Here is a 17,613-nt window from a genome sequence, read left to right on the forward strand (position 1 = left end):
ACGGGCTCATGAGCGACGAGAAGACACCCATGCGCCGCCTGCGGTCGCAGGACTGGTTCGACAATCCTGATCATCTCGACATGACGGCGCTCTATCTGGAGCGCTTCATGAATTACGGCGTCACGCCGGAAGAACTGCGTTCCGGCAAACCGGTCATCGGCATCGCCCAGAGCGGCAGCGACCTGACGCCCTGCAACCGCGTCCATGTGGAACTGGTCAAGCGGGTGCGCGACGGTATTCGTGATGCGGGTGGCATTCCCATCGAGTTCCCGACCCATCCGATGTTCGAAAACTGCAAGCGCCCGACGGCGGCGCTCGACCGTAATCTTGCCTATCTCAGCCTCGTGGAAGTGCTTTACGGTTATCCGCTCGACGGTGTCGTTCTGACCACCGGCTGCGACAAGACCACGCCTTCGGCACTGATGGCTGCAAGCACGGTCGATATTCCGGCCATTGTCCTTTCCGGCGGACCGATGCTCGACGGTTATCATGACGGCGATCTGGTCGGCTCCGGCACGGTGATCTGGCGGATGCGCCGCAAATACGGCGCCGGCGAAATCACCCGCGAGGAGTTTTTGCAGGCGGCGCTCGAATCCGCTCCTTCCGTCGGGCATTGCAACACCATGGGTACGGCTTCGACCATGAACGCCATGGCGGAGGCGCTCGGCATGTCGCTGACAGGTTGTGGTGCGATACCGGCCGCTTACCGTGAACGCGGCCAGATGGCCTATCGTACCGGTCGCCGCGCCGTCGAACTGGTTGTCGAGAACATCAAGCCTTCCGACATCATGACGCGCGCGGCGTTCCTGAACGCAATTCGCGTCAATTCTGCAATCGGCGGTTCGACCAACGCCCAACCGCATCTGGCCGCGATGGCCAAACATGCGGGCGTTGAACTTCGCGAGGAGGACTGGCAGGTCCACGGTTACGACATTCCGCTGCTGGCCAACGTTCAGCCGGCCGGCAAATGGCTGGGGGAGAAATATCACCGCGCTGGCGGCACGCCCGCCATCATGTGGGAGCTTCTGCAGGCCGGCAAGCTCGATGGAAACTGTCCGACCGTAACCGGCAAGACCATGGCGGAAAATCTGGAAGGTCGGGAATCGACCGACCGCGACGTGATCCTGCCCTATGACAAGCCGCTCAAGGAACGCGCCGGTTTCCTCGTTCTCAAGGGCAATCTGTTCGATTTCGCCATCATGAAGACGAGTGTGATCTCGGCGGAATTCCGCCAGCGTTATCTGAGCGAGCCGGGTCGCGAGGGCATTTTCGAGGGCAAATGCGTGGTGTTCGATGGTTCGGAAGACTATCACGCCCGCATCAACGATCCGTCCCTCGATATCGATGAGCGCACCATTCTCGTCATTCGCGGTGCGGGGCCGCGCGGCTGGCCGGGATCGGCTGAGGTCGTCAACATGCAGCCGCCGGATGCGCTGTTGAAAAAAGGCATCACCAGCCTGCCGACGATCGGCGACGGCCGGCAATCGGGAACGGCGGACAGCCCGTCTATCCTCAACGCCTCGCCGGAAAGCGCCGCAGGCGGCGGACTGGCATGGCTTCGCACGGGTGATGTGATCCGCATCGATTTCAATAGGGGTGAATGCAATGCGCTGGTGCCGGATGAGCAGCTTGCCGCCCGCAAGGCGGACGGCATTCCCGCCGTTCCCGCCGATGCGACGCCATGGCAGCGCATCTATCGCCAATCCGTGACCCAGCTTTCCGACGGCGCGGTTCTCGAAGGGGCCGCAGATTTCCGCCGGATCGCCGAGAAGATGCCCCGGCACAATCATTGATCACAGGTGACAAAAATCCCCGGCCGCGTCCGGGGATTTTTATTTTCCGGACGGTTTCGCAATTGATTGCGACCTCCTAATGTACCCGCGAATCCGCGTTACATCCGCATTATCGAGGGCAGGGCATGACAGATATTTCGATGATAGAGGCCGCGCGTAAGCGCATCGGCAACCATGCGGTGCGGACACCCTTGCTGTCGTCACCTTTTTTGGACGACATTGCCGGGCGAAGGCTGTTCGTAAAGGCCGAGTGCCTGCAAAGAACGGGTTCCTTCAAGTTTCGCGGCGGCTGGTCGGCCGTCTCCGGCTTGCCGGCGGAGGTGCGCGCCAAGGGCGTAATCGCGTTTTCCTCCGGCAACCATGCCCAGGGCGTGGCGCTCGCCGCCCGCCTGCACGGCGTTCCCGCCGTCATCATCATGCCGTCCGATGCGCCGAAAATTAAAATCGACAATACCCGGTCCTACGGGGCGGAGGTGGTGCTTTATAACCGGGCGAACGAAGATCGCGATGCCATCGGAGATCGCATTTCGCGCGAGCGGGGGCTGACGCTGATCAGGCCCTACGACGAACCGCTGGTCATTGCCGGGCAGGGGACGGTGGGGTTGGAGATTGCAGAACAGGGCGCGGCACTGGGTATCGATGCAGCCGAGGTTCTTGTGCCCTGTGGTGGCGGTGGCCTCACATCCGGCATCTCCCTTGCGCTTGCAGCGAAAGCGACGAACTATAAGGTCAGGACTTCAGAACCGGAACGGTTCGACGATGTGGCTCGCTCCCTTGCCTCGGGTAAGATCGAGCGTAACGCCACCACCTCGGGTTCGATCTGCGATGCGATCGTCACGCCACAGCCCGGCAACATCACCTTTCCGATCATGGCTGGGCTTTGCGGGAAAGGTGTTGCCGTGACCGAGGAGGAGGCGCTGCGGGCGATGGTTCTCGCCTTCAACCGGCTTAAGATCGTCGTTGAACCCGGTGGCGCGGTGGCTCTGGCGGCCGCCCTCTTCCACTGTGCTGAACTGGAGAGTGAAACGGTGATTGCTGTCGCCTCCGGCGGCAATGTCGATCCGGAGATCATGGCGGGCGCGCTGTCCCGTTTCGGCTGAGTGAGGTTGAGATCAGGCCTCGAGCCGTGCTGTGACCTCGTTGGCGATCGCCAGCGAGGCTGTCAGGCCGGGGCTTTCTATACCGAAGAGATTAACGAGGCCTGCGACGCGGTGCGTTTCCGGCCCGTCGATGCGGAAATCCATGGCCGGTTCGTCGGGACCGGAAATCTTCGGCCGGATGCCGGAATAGGCCGGGATCAGCGCGTCATCGGGAAGGCCCGGCCAATAGCGCCGTATCGCATCACCAAAACCCTCCATGCGGCGCGGATCGACGGCGTAGTCGATGGTGTCCACCCACTCCACATCCGGCCCGAAACGGGCCTGGCCGGCAAGATCGAGCGTGAGATGCACGCCGAGGCCATGGGTGTGCGGCGCCGGGTAGATCAGTCGTGAAAAGGGCGACCTGCCGGCGAGCGAAAAATAGCTGCCCTTGGCGAAACGCGCCTGCGGGATCCCATCCTCCGGCAATCCTTCGATCTTTCCTGCCAGCATCGGTGCAACAAGCCCGGCGCAGTTGACGAGCAGCCGGCATGTCAGGCTGGTAGGCTCGGCCCCGCCGACATGAACCAGAAAACCATCGCCCGTTGCCTCTGCCTTTTCGAAGGGTGCGTTCAGGGCAAGGGCTGCGCCATGATCCTGTGCGTCTCCAAGCAGCGCCAGCATATAAGCGTGGCTGTCGATAATACCGGTCGAGGGCGATATCAGGGCTGCGACGCAGGTGAGCGCGGGTTCGAGCAGGAGCGCCTGTCGTTCATCGATCAGTTCAAGGTCGTTACAGCCGTTTGCTTTGCCTTTTTTGCGCAGCGTGGCGAGCATGGCCGTCTCTTCATCGCTCGTGGCGACGATGAGTTTGCCGCAGCGACGATGTAAAACGCTGTGACTTTGGCAGAAAGCATAGAGCCGCTCCTTGCCCTCCACGCAAAGTCGGGCCTTGAGGCTTCCCAGAGGATAATAGAGCCCGGCATGGATGACCTCGCTGTTGCGGGAGGAGGTGGCCGAGCCGAATTCCTTTTCGCTTTCGAGGATGATGACGGATAGGCCACGCATCGCCAGTTCGCGCGCTGTTGCCAGCCCGATCACCCCGGCTCCGATGATGATGGCGTCGATATCCGTCATGGTCTTTTCCGTGCCTGCCATTGCTTTTGAACGGAAATGCCCGCCGCCGCGTTGATACCGAGCCATGGGTAGATTGATGCTTGCCGACGGGCAAGTCGCAATCCGTATTTTTCCCGATGCGCCGATCTTATGGAATTTTATCTCTACTGAAGCAGTGGGGAATAAAGCTATTCTACAAGTGAAATAAGCAATGCCCGTTTTGAAGGGCCGAGCAGGAAGGGAGTGTACAATGTCTTATTCCAAGGCAGGAAAAGTAAAAGACTTTGTCTCGCAGCCCCAGTCGCCGCGTAACTGGAAAGATTCGGTTCATGCGGCTCTTGTCGGCGTCTGCGTGGCTTTTGTCGCTGCCGTCATATTCGGTCTCGTTCCCTGATCCTCCCGACTTTTCTCATCAGGTAATTTGAGAACAAAAGGCCGGTCGCTCCTCCGACCGGCCTTTTTCATGCCCATTCACACCTTCAGGTAATCTTCTGCCAGATCGACCCAGAAAGCGGTTCCGATCGGCAGGATATCGTCGTTGAAATCGAATTTCGGATGGTGCAGCGGCGGGTCGTTTTCGGTGCGCGCGGTGCCGAGGAAGAAATAACAGCCGGGCCGTTTCTCCAGCATATAGGCGAAGTCTTCCGCACCCATCGACGGGCGCTGCATCTCGGCCACGTTTTCGGGTCCGGCAAAACGGCGGGCGAGATCGGCGACATAATCCGCTTCCGTCTTGTGGTTGACGGTTGCGTTATAACCGCGCTCGTAATCGATGGTGACGCTCATGTCGTAGCTGGCGGCCTGGCCTTCGGCTATCGCCCTGATGCGCCTTTCCAGTTCGTCGCGCACGCCCGGATCGAAGGAGCGGATGGTCAGCAGCATTTCCGCCGTCTCGGGAATGACGTTGCTGGCAGCGCCGGCATGGAACGCGCCAACGGTGACGACCGCCGACAATTGCGGATGGATGTTACGGGAAACAACCGTCTGCAGCGCCATGATGATGCTTGCGCCGGCAACGATGGGATCGGCTGCGTCCTGCGGTTCGGCGCCGTGACCGCCATAACCGTTGACGGTGATCTTGCATTCGTCGACAGCGGCAAGGATCGGTCCGTCGCGCAGCACGAATTGCCCGAAGGGCAGGCCGGGATCGTTATGCAGGGCAAAGACCGCATCGCAGGGGAAGCGCTCGAACAGCCCATCCTCGATCATGATGCGGGCGCCGCCGAAATTTTCCTCCGCAGGTTGGAAGATCAGATGCAGGGTTCCGTCGAAATTCTTGCGCTCGGCAATTATCTTCGCTGCGCCGAGCAGCATGGCGGTGTGGCCGTCATGGCCGCAGGCATGCATCACACCCTGATTGGCGCTCGCATAATCCGCACCGGTTTCTTCATGGATCGGCAGGGCGTCTATGTCGGCGCGGATGCCGAGCGTGCGGGTGCTGTCACCATTGCTGAGCGTGGCGACGATACCGGTTCCGGCTAGCCCCCGCGTGACTTCATAACCCATTGCTACCAACTGTTCGGCAATAAAATCCGAGGTCTTGAACTCCGAAAGGCCGATTTCGGGATTGCGGTGCAAGTGGCGACGAATGGCCACCACATCAGGCATATGGTTGGCAAAGGATGCGAGATTTGCGGTCTGTCTGGTCATTTTCAAAGTCCCGGTTTCGGCCGTTTTTTCCGGCGCCTTTTGCAAATGACATAGCAGCATATACAGCCATGCGTAAGGGGCGTAGCCTGCCCCGAAATGCCCCGAAATTCAGCGCTTGCATCGTGCCGCGACAGGTGGCATGGAACTATTGACGTCCTGGGGCATTAGCTTCTTTCGGATGTAGCGCGGGCCCTCTCGGTTCGTGTTGCCTTTCAGGTTGTCAACGGGGGATTATCGGACGTTGCGCGAACAATTTTCGCCGTCGGGGAGGGTGCGAAATCCGGTCGGAACGGCATTGCCGGGCCGCAGGACGCCATTTTCTGCCCCTTATCGAAAATACTCTGTCCATACCGATCCCGAGCGTCGCACATATCCTGGAATCATTACGCCGCAGGATGCCGTTCCTGCAGATATCCTGCGCTTGACGATCCGTTCCGCCCAGCGCGTCCGGTTCACCGAAGGTTCAGGATAAGTCATAAATATAGCGTGGCCTGATTTTCGTGTGTGTTCCCGCCATGGACGAAATGCCGGTCAAGTCGAACAAGTCTCCATAAAGTTCAGAATACGAGCCCGATGTCATTTCATATCACCCCGACCGCCGCCGCCCGTGATTCCGAGACGAAGCAGATCGATCACAACGATTCGATCCGTGCGTCCTATATGACGATCGAGGAACTGCATGATGCCGGTGCCGCGCTTTCCCGCGATGGTGCCGACAGCCTGCCCGGCTTCATGGAATTCGATTTCTTCGAGCGTCACCGCGAGAATGAGAAGGAAATCCTCAGGGTTTACCGCACCACGGCCGTCGATGCGGAAAACGGTGCAACGATTACGCCGGCGGCGGAATGGCTGCTCGACAATCATTACGTCATCGAAGAGGCGATCCAGGAAGTGCGGCGCGATTTTCCGCGCAAATTCTATCGCCAGCTGCCGACGATGATGGTGGGCGGGGTAACGATTCCGCGGGTCATGGCACTCGGCTGGCTTTATGTCGCCCATACCCACAGCACGGTTTCGCGCGAGAACATGACGGCGCTGGTGGACGGCTACCAGACCTCGAAGACGCTGCAGATCGGCGAATTGTGGGCGCTGCCGTCGATCATCCGTTTTGTCCTCATCGAAAATCTGCGCCGCATCTCGATCCGCGTCGAGCGCTCGCGCCGCATGCGCCAGAAGGCGAATGAGGTGGTGGATGAGATCATTCGTCTGAACGACGCCGAAGCATCGGCCGCACTTCTCAAGCAGGTCGATTCGCTGGTCGACGATCCGACCTTTGCGACGCAATTCCTTTATCGTCTCCGCAATGGCTCGCAGACATCGGGTTTTGCCGTTGCCTGGCTCGAAGAGCGTCTGCATGCCGCCGGCACCGACGCCGAAAACGTCATGATGTCGGAACATAATCGTCTGGCCTCCGGCAATGTGACGATGGGCAACATCGTCAAGAGCCTGCGTGAAATCGACGACACCGAATGGTCGGTATGGTTCGAGGAAGTCAGCCATATCGACAAGGTTCTGCGCGAGGAGACCGATTACGAGATTCTCGATTTCGGTTCGCGCAACACCTATCGCAACACCATCGAGCTTCTGGCGCGCCGCTCACCCAAGACCGAAGTGGAGGTGGCGCGTGCCGCCGTCGAAATGGCACGGTCCGATCTGCCTGCGGGCGCTGACGAAAACCATCGTGTCAATGTGGGCTCGGTACTCGTCGGTCAACGCCGCTTCGAGCTTGAAAAGGCGCTGGGGTATCGACCGCTCGCGTCGCAGCACATCGTCCGCTCGATGCGCAAGTTCAACTGGCTCGCCATCGCCGCGCCGGTGCTTCTCATCACGGCGGTCGCGATGCTTGCGGTTGGCTGGTTCCTGGCAAAGGCGGGCATGCCCTGGTATGTCGTCACCGCCTTCCTGTTGATGTTCGCATTGCCGGCCTCGGAAGGGGCGACCGGTCTTTTCAACACCCTTGTCACCTTCTTCGTGAAGCCTTTCCGGCTGGTCGGATACGAGTTCAAGAACGGTATTCCTGAGGATGCCCGCACGCTTGTTGCCGTGCCCTGCATGCTGACCAGCCGCGACAGCGTCGATGAGATGATGCGCAATATCGAGGTGCATTATCTCGCCAATCCACATGGCGAGATCTATTTCTCGCTGGTGAGCGACTGGCGCGATGCGCAATATGAGCAGTCCGATGACGACATCGAGATTCTCGACTATGCCAAGCGCGAGCTTGCGGCGCTGAACAGCCGTTATGCCTTTGATGGCAAGACACGTTTCTACCTGCTGCATCGCCGCCGCATCTATAATTCGGCCGAAGGCTGCTGGATGGGCTGGGAACGCAAGCGCGGCAAGCTGCATGAGCTGAACATGCTGCTGCGCGGCGACAAGGACACGACCTTCCTCGGCGGTGCGAATATCGTGCCGGCCGATGTCAAATATGTCATGACGCTCGATGCCGATACGCGCCTGATGCGCGACGCGGTCACCAAGCTCGTCGGCAAGATGCACCACCCGATCAACCGTCCCAAGATCGATCCGGAATCCGGTCGTGTCGTGGAAGGTTACGGCCTGTTGCAGCCGCGCGTTACGCCTTCGCTGACGACGGGCAAGGACGCCTCCGTGTTCCAGCGCGTCTTCTCGATCAATCGCGGCATCGATCCTTATGTCTTTACTGTTTCCGACGTCTATCAGGACCTGACCTCCGAAGGCACCTTCACCGGCAAGGGTCTTTATGACGTGGATGCCTTCGAAGCGGCGCTGAAGGGCCGGATCGAAGAGAATTCCATCCTCAGCCACGATCTGCTCGAAGGCTCCTTCGCACGCTGCGCGTTGGTGACCGATGTGGAACTGGTCGAGGATTTCCCGACCCGCTACGAGGTTGAAGTCTCGCGCCAGCACCGCTGGGCGCGTGGCGACTGGCAGCTGCTTCCCTTCATCCTTGACCGTGCCCGTGGCGTCACCGCCATCGGCCGCTGGAAGATGGTCGATAATCTGCGTCGCTCGCTGACACCGATCGCCTGGTTCTTCGCTTCGATCCTCGGCTGGTATTTCATGGATCCGCTGGGTGCTCTGATCTGGCAGATCCTGCTGATCTTCTCGCTGTTTGTCGCCCCCACGCTCTCGTTGCTCTCCGGCCTCGTGCCGCGCTCCACCGACATAGTGCCGCAGGCGCATTTCCATACCATCTGGTCGGAAATCCGCGCCACCAATGCGCAGGTTGCGCTGCGTATCGTCTTCATTGCCGATGCCGCCTGCATGATGACGGACGCGATTGTCCGTTCGCTTTACCGTCTGCTCGTCAGCCACAAGCTGATGCTGGAATGGCGCACCGCCGCCAGCATGCAGTCCAGCGCGCAGGGCAGCATCGTCGATTATTATCGCCAGATGTGGCATGCGCCCGTCGTGGCGATGCTCGGCCTGCTGTTTGCGGCGCTGCCGGGCGACAATGCCTTCCTGATCGGTATTCCCTTCACGCTGCTCTGGGTTCTGTCTCCGGCCGTCGCCTGGTATGTCAGCCAGTCGGCTGAAACCGAAGACCGGCTGTTCGTTTCCGAACACGTCTCCTTCGAACTGCGCAAGATCGCCCGCCGCACCTGGCGTTATTATGAGGCCTTTGTGACGCCGCAGGAAAACCACCTGCCGCCGGACAATTTCCAGGAAACGCCGGAGCCGATCGTTGCTTCGCGCACCTCGCCCACCAATATCGGCGTCTATCTGCTCTCCGTCATTTCGGCGCGCCAGTTCGGCTGGATCAGCTTTGCCGATACGCTGGAGCGGATCGAGAACACGATCCAGACCGTCGAGAAGATGGAGAAGCATCGCGGCCATCTCTACAACTGGTATCACACCGACACCCTGCAGACGCTTGGACCGCGTTATGTTTCGGCCGTGGACAGCGGCAATCTCGCCGGTCACCTGATTGCGGTTTCGTCCGCGTGCCGTGACTGGGCGGAAGCACCGTCGGCCCATCTTCAGGGCAATCTGGATGGTATCGGCGATGTCGCCGGTATTCTGCGCGAAACGCTGAAGGCGCTGCCCGACAACCGCAAGAACCTGCGTCCGCTGCATCGCCGTCTTGAAGAGCGCATCATCGGCTTCTCCAATGCGCTCGCCTCCGTCAAGCGCGAGCATGAATTCGCCTCGATCCGCGTCATCAATCTTGCTGTTCTGGCACGCGATATCCAGAAGCTTGCAACCAATGTCGATCACGAGGTGAAGTCCACGCAGAGCGCGGAAGTGACCCGCTGGGCGCAATTGCTGGTGGAATCCTGCGAGGCGCATATTTCCGACAGCGCCATCGACCTCACCAATATGGAGCCGCTGCGCCAGCGTCTCGCATCACTGCGCGACCGCAGCCGTAACCTCGCCTTCTCGATGGATTTCACCTTCCTTTACCGCAAGGATCGTCGTCTTCTGTCGATTGGCTACCGTGTTGAAAGCAAGGAGCTGGACGAGGCTTGCTATGACCTTCTCGCCTCCGAATGCCGCCTGACCAGCCTCTTTGCCATCGCCAAGGGCGATCTGCCGACCGAGCACTGGTACCGTCTCGGCCGCCAGGTTGTGCCGATCGGTGCGCAGGGCGCGCTGGTGTCGTGGTCGGGCTCGATGTTCGAATATCTGATGCCGCCGCTGGTCATGCAGGAGCGTCAGGGTGGCATCCTCAACCAGACCAACAATCTGATCGTCAAGGAACAGATGAATCATGGTCGTCGTCTCGGCACGCCGTGGGGCATTTCCGAAGCGGCGTTCAACGCCCGCGACCACAACATGAATTACCAGTACACCAATTTCGGTGTGCCGACGCTTGGCCTCAAGCGTGGCCTCGGCCAGAATGCGGTGATTGCGCCTTATGCGTCGATCCTCGCCAGCCAGTACGATCCTGATGGTGCGCTTGAGAACCTCGACAAGCTGCGCAAGCTTGGTGCGCTCGGCCAGTATGGTTTCCACGATGCGGTGGATTTCACGCCGACACGCGTGCCTGACGGCAAGGTCTGCGCGGTGGTCTATAACTATTATGCCCACCACCACGGCATGTCGATTGCGGCTGTCGCCAACGTCGCTTTTGATGGCGTGCTGCGCGAACTCTTCCATTCCGATCCGGTGATCGAGGCGGCCGAACTGCTGCTGCAGGAAAAGGCCCCGCGCGAAGTTCCGGTCATGAGCGCCAAATACGAGCCCGAAACCCCCGGCAAGGAACAGGCCGACCTGTTGCGTGCGGAAGTGCGTTCCATCGCCGATCCGGCGGTACGCGACCGCGAAGTGGTATTCCTCTCGAACGGCCATTATTCGACGATGCTCACCTCGACGGGTGCGGGTTATTCGAAGTGGAACGGACAGGCGATTTCCCGCTGGAAGGCGGATCCGACCGACGACCGGTGGGGCACCTTCATCTTCCTGCGCGACACCACCAATGGACAATGGTGGAGTGCGACGGCCGAGCCGCGTGTCATCGAAGGCGAAAAGACCAAGACGATCTTCACCGATGACAAGGCCGAGTTCCACAAGACAACAGGCGATCTGCAGAGCGTGGTCGAGTGCATCGTTGCCACCGAGCACGATGCCGAAGGTCGCCGCATCACCCTGCTGAACGTCGGTTCCGAGGATCGCTACATTGAAGTGACCTCCTATATGGAGCCGGTCATCGCGTCTGAGGATGATGACAACGCCCATCCGCTGTTCTCGCGCATGTTCGTGCAGACGGAAATCGGTCGCCGCGGTGACGTCATCCGCGCCTGGCGCAACCGTCGCAGCCCGAACGAGCCGGGCACCGTTATCGCGCATCTGGCCGCCGACAATGCCGGCCCGTCGCGCCCGACGGAATTTGAGACGGATCGCGCCAAGTTCATCGGCTGCGGCCGGTCGCTGCGCGAAGCGGCGGCATTCGATGCCGGTGCGACGCTTTCCAGCACCGATGGTTTCACGCTGGATCCGATCCTGTCCCTACGGCGCACCGTGCGCGTGCCGGCGGGCAAGAAGGTGAGCGTGATCTTCTGGACGATTGCCGCCCCGAGCCGCGAGGAAGTCGACAAGGCGATCGACCGTTATCGTCATCCCGACGCTTTCGCCCATGAACTCGTGCATGCCTGGACGCGCACGCAGGTGCAGATGCGCCATGTGGGCGTTACCTCGCAGCAGGCGGCCGCCTTCCAGCATCTCGGCCGCTATCTGACCTATCCCGACATGCATCTGCGCGCGGATTCGGAAACGCTGAAAACGGGCCTCGCTTCGCAGCGCGCTCTGTGGCCGCTTGCCATTTCGGGCGATTTCCCGATCTTCAGCCTGCGCATCAATGACGATATGGACATGGATATTGCCCGCGAGGCGCTAAGCGCCCACGAATATCTGCGTTCGCGCGGCGTGATCTTCGATCTCGTCATCGTCAACGAACGGGCTGCGTCCTACGCACAGGACATGCAGCATGCGCTCGATCATATTTCCGAGACGCAACGCCGCATCAATCCCGCCGATGGCGGTCGCCCGCACGTCTTCTCCGTGCGCCGCGACCTGATGGATGAAGAGACCTGGAGCGCGCTTCTCGCCGCTTCCCGCGTCGTATTGCATGTGCGCAACGGCAAGATCGTCGACCAGATCAACCGCGCTGTCTCGCTGTTTGCGGCCAATCGCGGTCCTGACGGCACCTCTGATGCTGCGCAGGCCCGCCTGCCCGTGCCGGCCTTCCCGGTTGCGGAGCCGGTCGAGGATGCGGGCGATCTCGATTTCTGGAACGGTTTCGGCGGCTTCGCCAGGAACGGCCAGGAATATGTTGTGCGCCTGAATGGTGGGCAATCCACGCCGCATCCATGGATCAACGTTATCTCGAACGAGAATTTCGGCTTCCATATTTCGGCCGAAGGTGCCGGTTTCAGCTGGAGCCGCAATTCGCGCGACTACCAGCTGACACCCTGGACCAATGACCCTGTCATCAACCGGCCGGGTGAGGCCTTCTATGTCGCCGATGTGGAAACAGGAAAGCTCTATACGCCCTGTGCCGCGCTGTCGCGTGATCCCGAAGCCATGTTCGAAACCCGCCATGGTCTTGGTTATTCCATCCTGACCGGCGTGGCGGATACGCTCGAAGTCGAGCTGACGCAGACCGTTGACCGAGAAAAGCCGGTCAAGTTCTCGCAGGTCATCGTGCGCAACAAGGGTTCGAAAAGCCGCCGTCTGAAGGTCTATGCCTATGTGGAGTGGGTGCTCGGCAATAACGGCCAGAAATCCGCGCCGTTCATCCTGAGCAGGCATGATGCGGGCAGCAACGCGATCTTCGCGTCGAACCCCTACAGCATCGACTATAGCGCCCGCACTTCGTTCCTGACACTCGACAGCGAGGCAAGCGGCTTCACCACCAGCCGCCGGGAATTCATCGGCCGCTTCGGTTCGGCACAGGCCCCGCAGGGCATCGTGTCCGGTGCGGCGCTCAGCGGCAGCACCGAGGTCGATGGCGATCCCTGCGCGGCACTGATGCAGGAAATCCACCTGAAGCCCGGCGAAGAACGGCACATGACCTTCATTCTCGGCGATGCCGACAATGCGGAAGAGGCCGAAGCCCTGGTGAAGGATGTTCGCCAGGCGGACTTCCTGTCGGTGCTGGAAGAAAGCAAGGCGTTCTGGACGGGCTTTACCGGCCAGCTGCAGGTCTCCACGCCCGATGCCGGCTTCAACCACATGGTCAATAACTGGCTGCCCTATCAGGCGCTGGCGTGCCGCATTCTGGCGCGCACGGCCTTTTACCAGTCGAGCGGCGCCTTCGGCTTCCGCGACCAGTTGCAGGATACGCTGGCCTTCCTGCTCTACCAGCCGGATCTCGCCCGCAAGCAGATCCTGCGCGCGGCAGGCCGCCAGTTCCCGGAAGGCGATGTGCAGCACTGGTGGTTGCCGCTGACGGGGGCCGGTGTTCGCACCACCATCTCGGACGATGTTGTCTGGCTTGCTTATGCGATCAACCAATATGTCTCGGCCACGGGCGATGCCGCCATCCTCGATGAAAGCATCCCCTTCCTCAAGGGCGCAGCATTGATGCCCGGACAGCATGACGCATTCTTCCAGCCGGAGACCAGCGACAGATCGGCCACGCTTTACGAACATGCCGCGCTGGCGCTCGATCTTGCCATTCATCGCACCGGCGAAAACGGCCTGCCGCTGATCCTCGGTGGTGACTGGAACGATGGCATGAACCGTGTCGGCGTCGGCGGCAAGGGTACCAGCGTCTGGCTCGGCTGGTTCCTTTCCGGAGCGTTGCGCGATTTCATCGAGATTGCGGAAAAGCGCGGCGATACCGACCGCGTCGGCAAATGGGCATCGCACCGGGAAAAGCTGCGCAATGCGCTGGAAACAGCGGGTTGGGATGGCAGCTATTACCGCCGTGGTTATTTCGATGACGGCACGCCGCTGGGTTCCGCCGAAAGCGAGGAATGCCGGATCGATTCGCTCGGCCAGAGCTGGAGTGTTCTTTCCGGTGAAGGCGAAGAGGCTCGGTCGCGGCAGGCAATGGATGCGGTCATGGAGCATCTGGTTGATGAGCAGACCGGCATTATCAGGCTCTTCACGCCGCCCTTCTCGCGTGCGCCGCATGATCCGGGCTACATCAAGGGATACCCGCCGGGTGTTCGCGAAAATGGCGGACAATATACCCATGCCGCGACCTGGGTGGTTCTTGCGCTTGCCAAGCAAGGCCGCGCGCAGGAGGCGTGGAACTGCTTCAAGCTGCTTAACCCGGTCAACCACGCTCTGGATGCGGCATCATCGGAAACCTATCGGGTCGAACCCTATGTGGTGACCGCCGATGTTTATGGTGAAGGCGCCTATGCGGGTCGTGGCGGGTGGAGCTGGTACACCGGTTCCGCCGGCTGGCTCTACCGCGCAGCGGTCGAGGGTATTCTCGGCATCACTCGCACTGACGGAAAGCTGCATATTTCGCCGTCGCTGCCGGAAGACTGGAGCGGTTTCTCGGTGAAGATCATGCTCGACGGGAAAGCAAGGGACATCGTCGTCAGCCGCAAGGCCGACACGGCGGAGGCCTCCATATCCGTTGATGGCAAGGTGCTGTCGGCCGATGATCGGGTGATCCCCTTCGACTGAGACGGCCACATCTCCTTTTACTTTTAAACTCAGGCTCTTGTGGTGACGCAGGGGCCTGAATTTTTATGGGGCTGGCTTTGCTTCCGCTTCAGCATGTCGGCCGGATCATCGTGTGGATGTCCGGTCTCTTTCACATTCAAAGGCTGAAAACCGACGACATCGAAAATGAGGTCATCTACGAAAGCCTTGATGACGCGGGCCGGGTTGTCCGGTAGAGCGTTTCCGGTAAAAGTTCGAAGTGGTTTTACGTCCGGAAAATGCGGGAAAACGAAGCGCTAGAGCAGGCCGAACGATTCCGTTTAAGCAGGACGTACGATACCGTCAGCCTTTTCAGGCAGAAGCAGCAGTTGCGAGTGATCCATTTCTGACGATGGGCAACGGCATTTTGTCATCTATGGTCGATTTAGGGAATCGCTCCCAGGGCTCTGGCGTGATCTCTGCGCGTCTCGCGATATTTTTCCAGTAGATCGAAAAGGGAGTTCCCTTGCAATTCAGCGCATCTTTCACAGAATCGGCACTGTTGGTGGTGCTCACCGTTCTTTCCCTGGCGTTGTCCTGTTGGTTGGCGCGCTACCCCCGGAAAACGAGCGTTGGAATCACGCTTGGCGTGGTTCTCGGAGTTTTCTTGATCAACCTCACAGCAGGTCTTGTTGCCTTTCTGGAAATGCCTTCCCATTCGGGCAGATTGATTTTTGGCTGGCAGGTTCTTTGACCAAAATTCTCCGATAGCGATCCATGGTTTGGCGCGATCGTCGGGAAGCGGACAAAGAAAAAGGGCGGACAACATGCTGTCCGCCCTTGTCTCTATTCCGGTTGCCCAAGCCTCAGGAGGCAATGGCCTTTGGCCGGGGCTGCTGGCCTTCGTCTTCGGTCAGCAGGCCGCTGGTGCGCAGCAGCGAGGTGAAGCGTCCACCGCGCTGGCTCAACTCATCGAAAGTGCCCTTCTCGATGACCCGGCCCTGATCGAGGAACAGGACCAGATCCGCATCGCGGACAGTCGACAGGCGGTGAGCGATGATGAAGGTCGTGCGGTTCTTTCTCAGTGCATCCACGGCCGCCTTCACGCGGGCTTCGGTTTCCACGTCCAGCGCGCTGGTCGCTTCGTCGAGAACCAGAATGGGGGCGTTCTTCAGGATAGCGCGGGCAATGGCGATACGCTGACGCTCGCCGCCGGACAGGCGGTTGCCGCGCTCGCCCACCTGGGTCAGGTAGCCGTTGATGCGGCTGTCGATGAAATCCGTTGCCGCGGCCGCAGCTGCTGCCTCCACCACTTCCGCATCGGTGGCCGATTCACGGCCGAGGCGGATGTTTTCGCGGATGGAGCGGTTCAGCAGGCCGGCATCTTGGAACACCGTCGCGATGGAATTGCGAAGCGAGTTTTTCGTGACCGTCGAAATATCGGTTCCATCGATCAGGATTTGGCCGGAATCGGGATCGTAAACACGTTGCAACAGGTTGATGAGCGTGGTTTTGCCGGCACCCGTCGGTCCGACGATCGCAACGGTCTCGCCGGCCTTCGCCGTGAACGAAACGTCGTGAACGCCCTGCTTGGTGTTGGCGAAACCGAAATTGATGTTGCGGAATTCCACGGTACCGGAGACATTCGACAATTCGCGGGCGTCGCCCGGCTCTTCCCGCTCCTTGACGGAATCTTCCAGCACGAAGAAATCCTCAAGCTTGGCGCGGGCTTCGAAAATCTGCGTCACAAATTGCCGCATCTGGTCCAGACGGCCGATCAGGAGATTGGCGAAACCGATGAAGGCGATGACGTCACCCACGCGCAATTCGCCGTTCTTGACGAGCACGGTGCCGATGACGAGGATGATCATCATCGAAACGGTGGAGGCCGTGCGGTTCAGGGCACTGGCGAAGGCCCACCAGTCGAGCACCGGATATTGGGCGCTCAGCAGCTTTTCGGTGAAGGATTTCAGCGCCTTGGTTTCAGCTTCGATACGGTTGTAGCTGTGCAGCACCGACACGTTGCTGATGGAATCGCTGACATGGGCAAAAACGCTGTGATAGTGCTCTTCAACCGAAGCCTGGCCGTCCTTGGTGCGGCCCATCACCCACTTGCCGATGAACCAGTAGACGATGCCGAGGCCGATCAGAACGAAGCTCAGGCGCAGGTCCATGGACATGGCGGTCGGGACGAGCAGCACCAGCGCGACGAAGGTGGCGAGATGCGTGCGCATGAATTCCAGCCAGAGGCCGAACAGCGTTTCGCTGGCGCGCAGCAGCGTGTGCAGGGCGTTGGATGTGCCGCGCTGATGGTGCCAGGAGAGCGGCATCGAGATGATGCGCCCGAAGGCTTCCGTCAGCAGCGAGGCGCGCCGGCCATGGGCCAGACGATCGGCCTCACGGGCGACGGCCACATAAGCCACGGTGTTGAAGACACCGAAGCCCGCCCAGAGAATGAGAATAGGCGTGACATTGGTGCCGGAAGAGATGGCGTCGATGATCCGGCCGAACAGCACCGGTTCGGCGATGGTGATCGCTGCAAGAATGACGTTGGCGATGACGACCACCGTCACCCGCCATTTATGTACGGTCAGATAGCGCAGAGCGCGTGTGTAAACCTGAAACAAGGTCAAATTTTCAATCCAGTCCGAGCGTCTTTTCAAGCGGTTTATCGTTCGGCCTCAACGCTATGCTACTTTAGCAAGGTTGCATGAGACGGCGAATTTTGTGTAATTATCGCTCTTTCTGTCTGAATGGCGGCTTAACAGATTGACCGCGCGTGCGAACCGAAAAAACCGAACCTGATGTTTCCCGGGATCTGCCGTCACAAGATTTCGCATCTTCGTTTCAGGGATTGCTAACGACGATATGTTCAATCTCAACCGACCGGCGCCCGAGTAACATGACGTCATCGCGGGACCATGTCCTTCGTGTCATTCCCTTCAAGC

At 60.0% G+C, this 17,613-nt stretch carries 8 protein-coding genes; 5 read left to right on the forward strand and 3 right to left on the reverse strand.

Going from position 1 to position 17,613, the window contains the following annotated elements:
• Positions 1–8 precede the first annotated feature (8 nt).
• Both AC5YUO_RS08510 and AC5YUO_RS08515 read left to right on the forward strand, forming a co-directional pair.
• Positions 9–1,793 carry an IlvD/Edd family dehydratase gene (locus AC5YUO_RS08510; RefSeq protein WP_496152982.1) on the forward strand — a complete coding sequence of 595 codons (1,785 nt, stop codon included), beginning with the start codon at positions 9–11 and terminating at the stop codon, positions 1,791–1,793.
• 125 nt (positions 1,794–1,918) lie between these two features.
• Entirely contained in the window at positions 1,919–2,893 is a 975-nt protein-coding gene (locus AC5YUO_RS08515) for a threonine ammonia-lyase (protein WP_496152983.1), read from the forward strand.
• A gap of 12 nt (positions 2,894–2,905) precedes the next feature.
• Here the strand turns inward: AC5YUO_RS08515 and AC5YUO_RS08520 are convergent, their stop codons facing one another.
• The gene (locus tag AC5YUO_RS08520; protein WP_496152984.1) at positions 2,906–4,009 is read right to left on the reverse strand and encodes an NAD(P)/FAD-dependent oxidoreductase; all 1,104 of its coding nucleotides are present in this window, start codon (positions 4,007–4,009) and stop codon (positions 2,906–2,908) included.
• Between the two features lie 229 nt (positions 4,010–4,238).
• On the opposite strand from AC5YUO_RS08520, the gene AC5YUO_RS08525 reads away from it, so the two are divergent.
• The gene (locus AC5YUO_RS08525; RefSeq protein WP_003505150.1) at positions 4,239–4,382 is read left to right on the forward strand and encodes a hypothetical protein; all 144 of its coding nucleotides are present in this window, start codon (positions 4,239–4,241) and stop codon (positions 4,380–4,382) included.
• A 77-nt stretch (positions 4,383–4,459) separates the two neighbouring features.
• Here AC5YUO_RS08525 and AC5YUO_RS08530 read toward each other — a convergent pair whose 3' ends face one another.
• Positions 4,460–5,638 (reverse strand): M20 aminoacylase family protein, encoded by a 1,179-nt coding sequence (locus tag AC5YUO_RS08530; RefSeq protein WP_496152985.1) that lies wholly within the window; start codon positions 5,636–5,638, stop codon positions 4,460–4,462.
• Positions 5,639–6,211: 573 nt separating this feature from the next.
• On the opposite strand from AC5YUO_RS08530, the gene AC5YUO_RS08535 reads away from it, so the two are divergent.
• Together AC5YUO_RS08535 and AC5YUO_RS08540 are read left to right on the forward strand one after the other, a co-directional pair.
• The gene (locus AC5YUO_RS08535) at positions 6,212–14,707 is read left to right on the forward strand and encodes a GH36-type glycosyl hydrolase domain-containing protein (protein WP_496152986.1); all 8,496 of its coding nucleotides are present in this window, start codon (positions 6,212–6,214) and stop codon (positions 14,705–14,707) included.
• Between the two features lie 484 nt (positions 14,708–15,191).
• Entirely contained in the window at positions 15,192–15,419 is a 228-nt protein-coding gene (locus tag AC5YUO_RS08540) for a hypothetical protein (RefSeq protein WP_496152987.1), read from the forward strand.
• 112 nt (positions 15,420–15,531) lie between these two features.
• Here AC5YUO_RS08540 and AC5YUO_RS08545 read toward each other — a convergent pair whose 3' ends face one another.
• A complete protein-coding gene (locus AC5YUO_RS08545; protein ID WP_400817505.1) occupies positions 15,532–17,298 on the reverse strand; it encodes a glucan ABC transporter ATP-binding protein/ permease in 1,767 nt (588 codons plus the stop codon).
• Positions 17,299–17,613: the final 315 nt, after the last annotated feature.

The organism is Agrobacterium sp. LEGMi-208b (assembly GCF_059511785.1).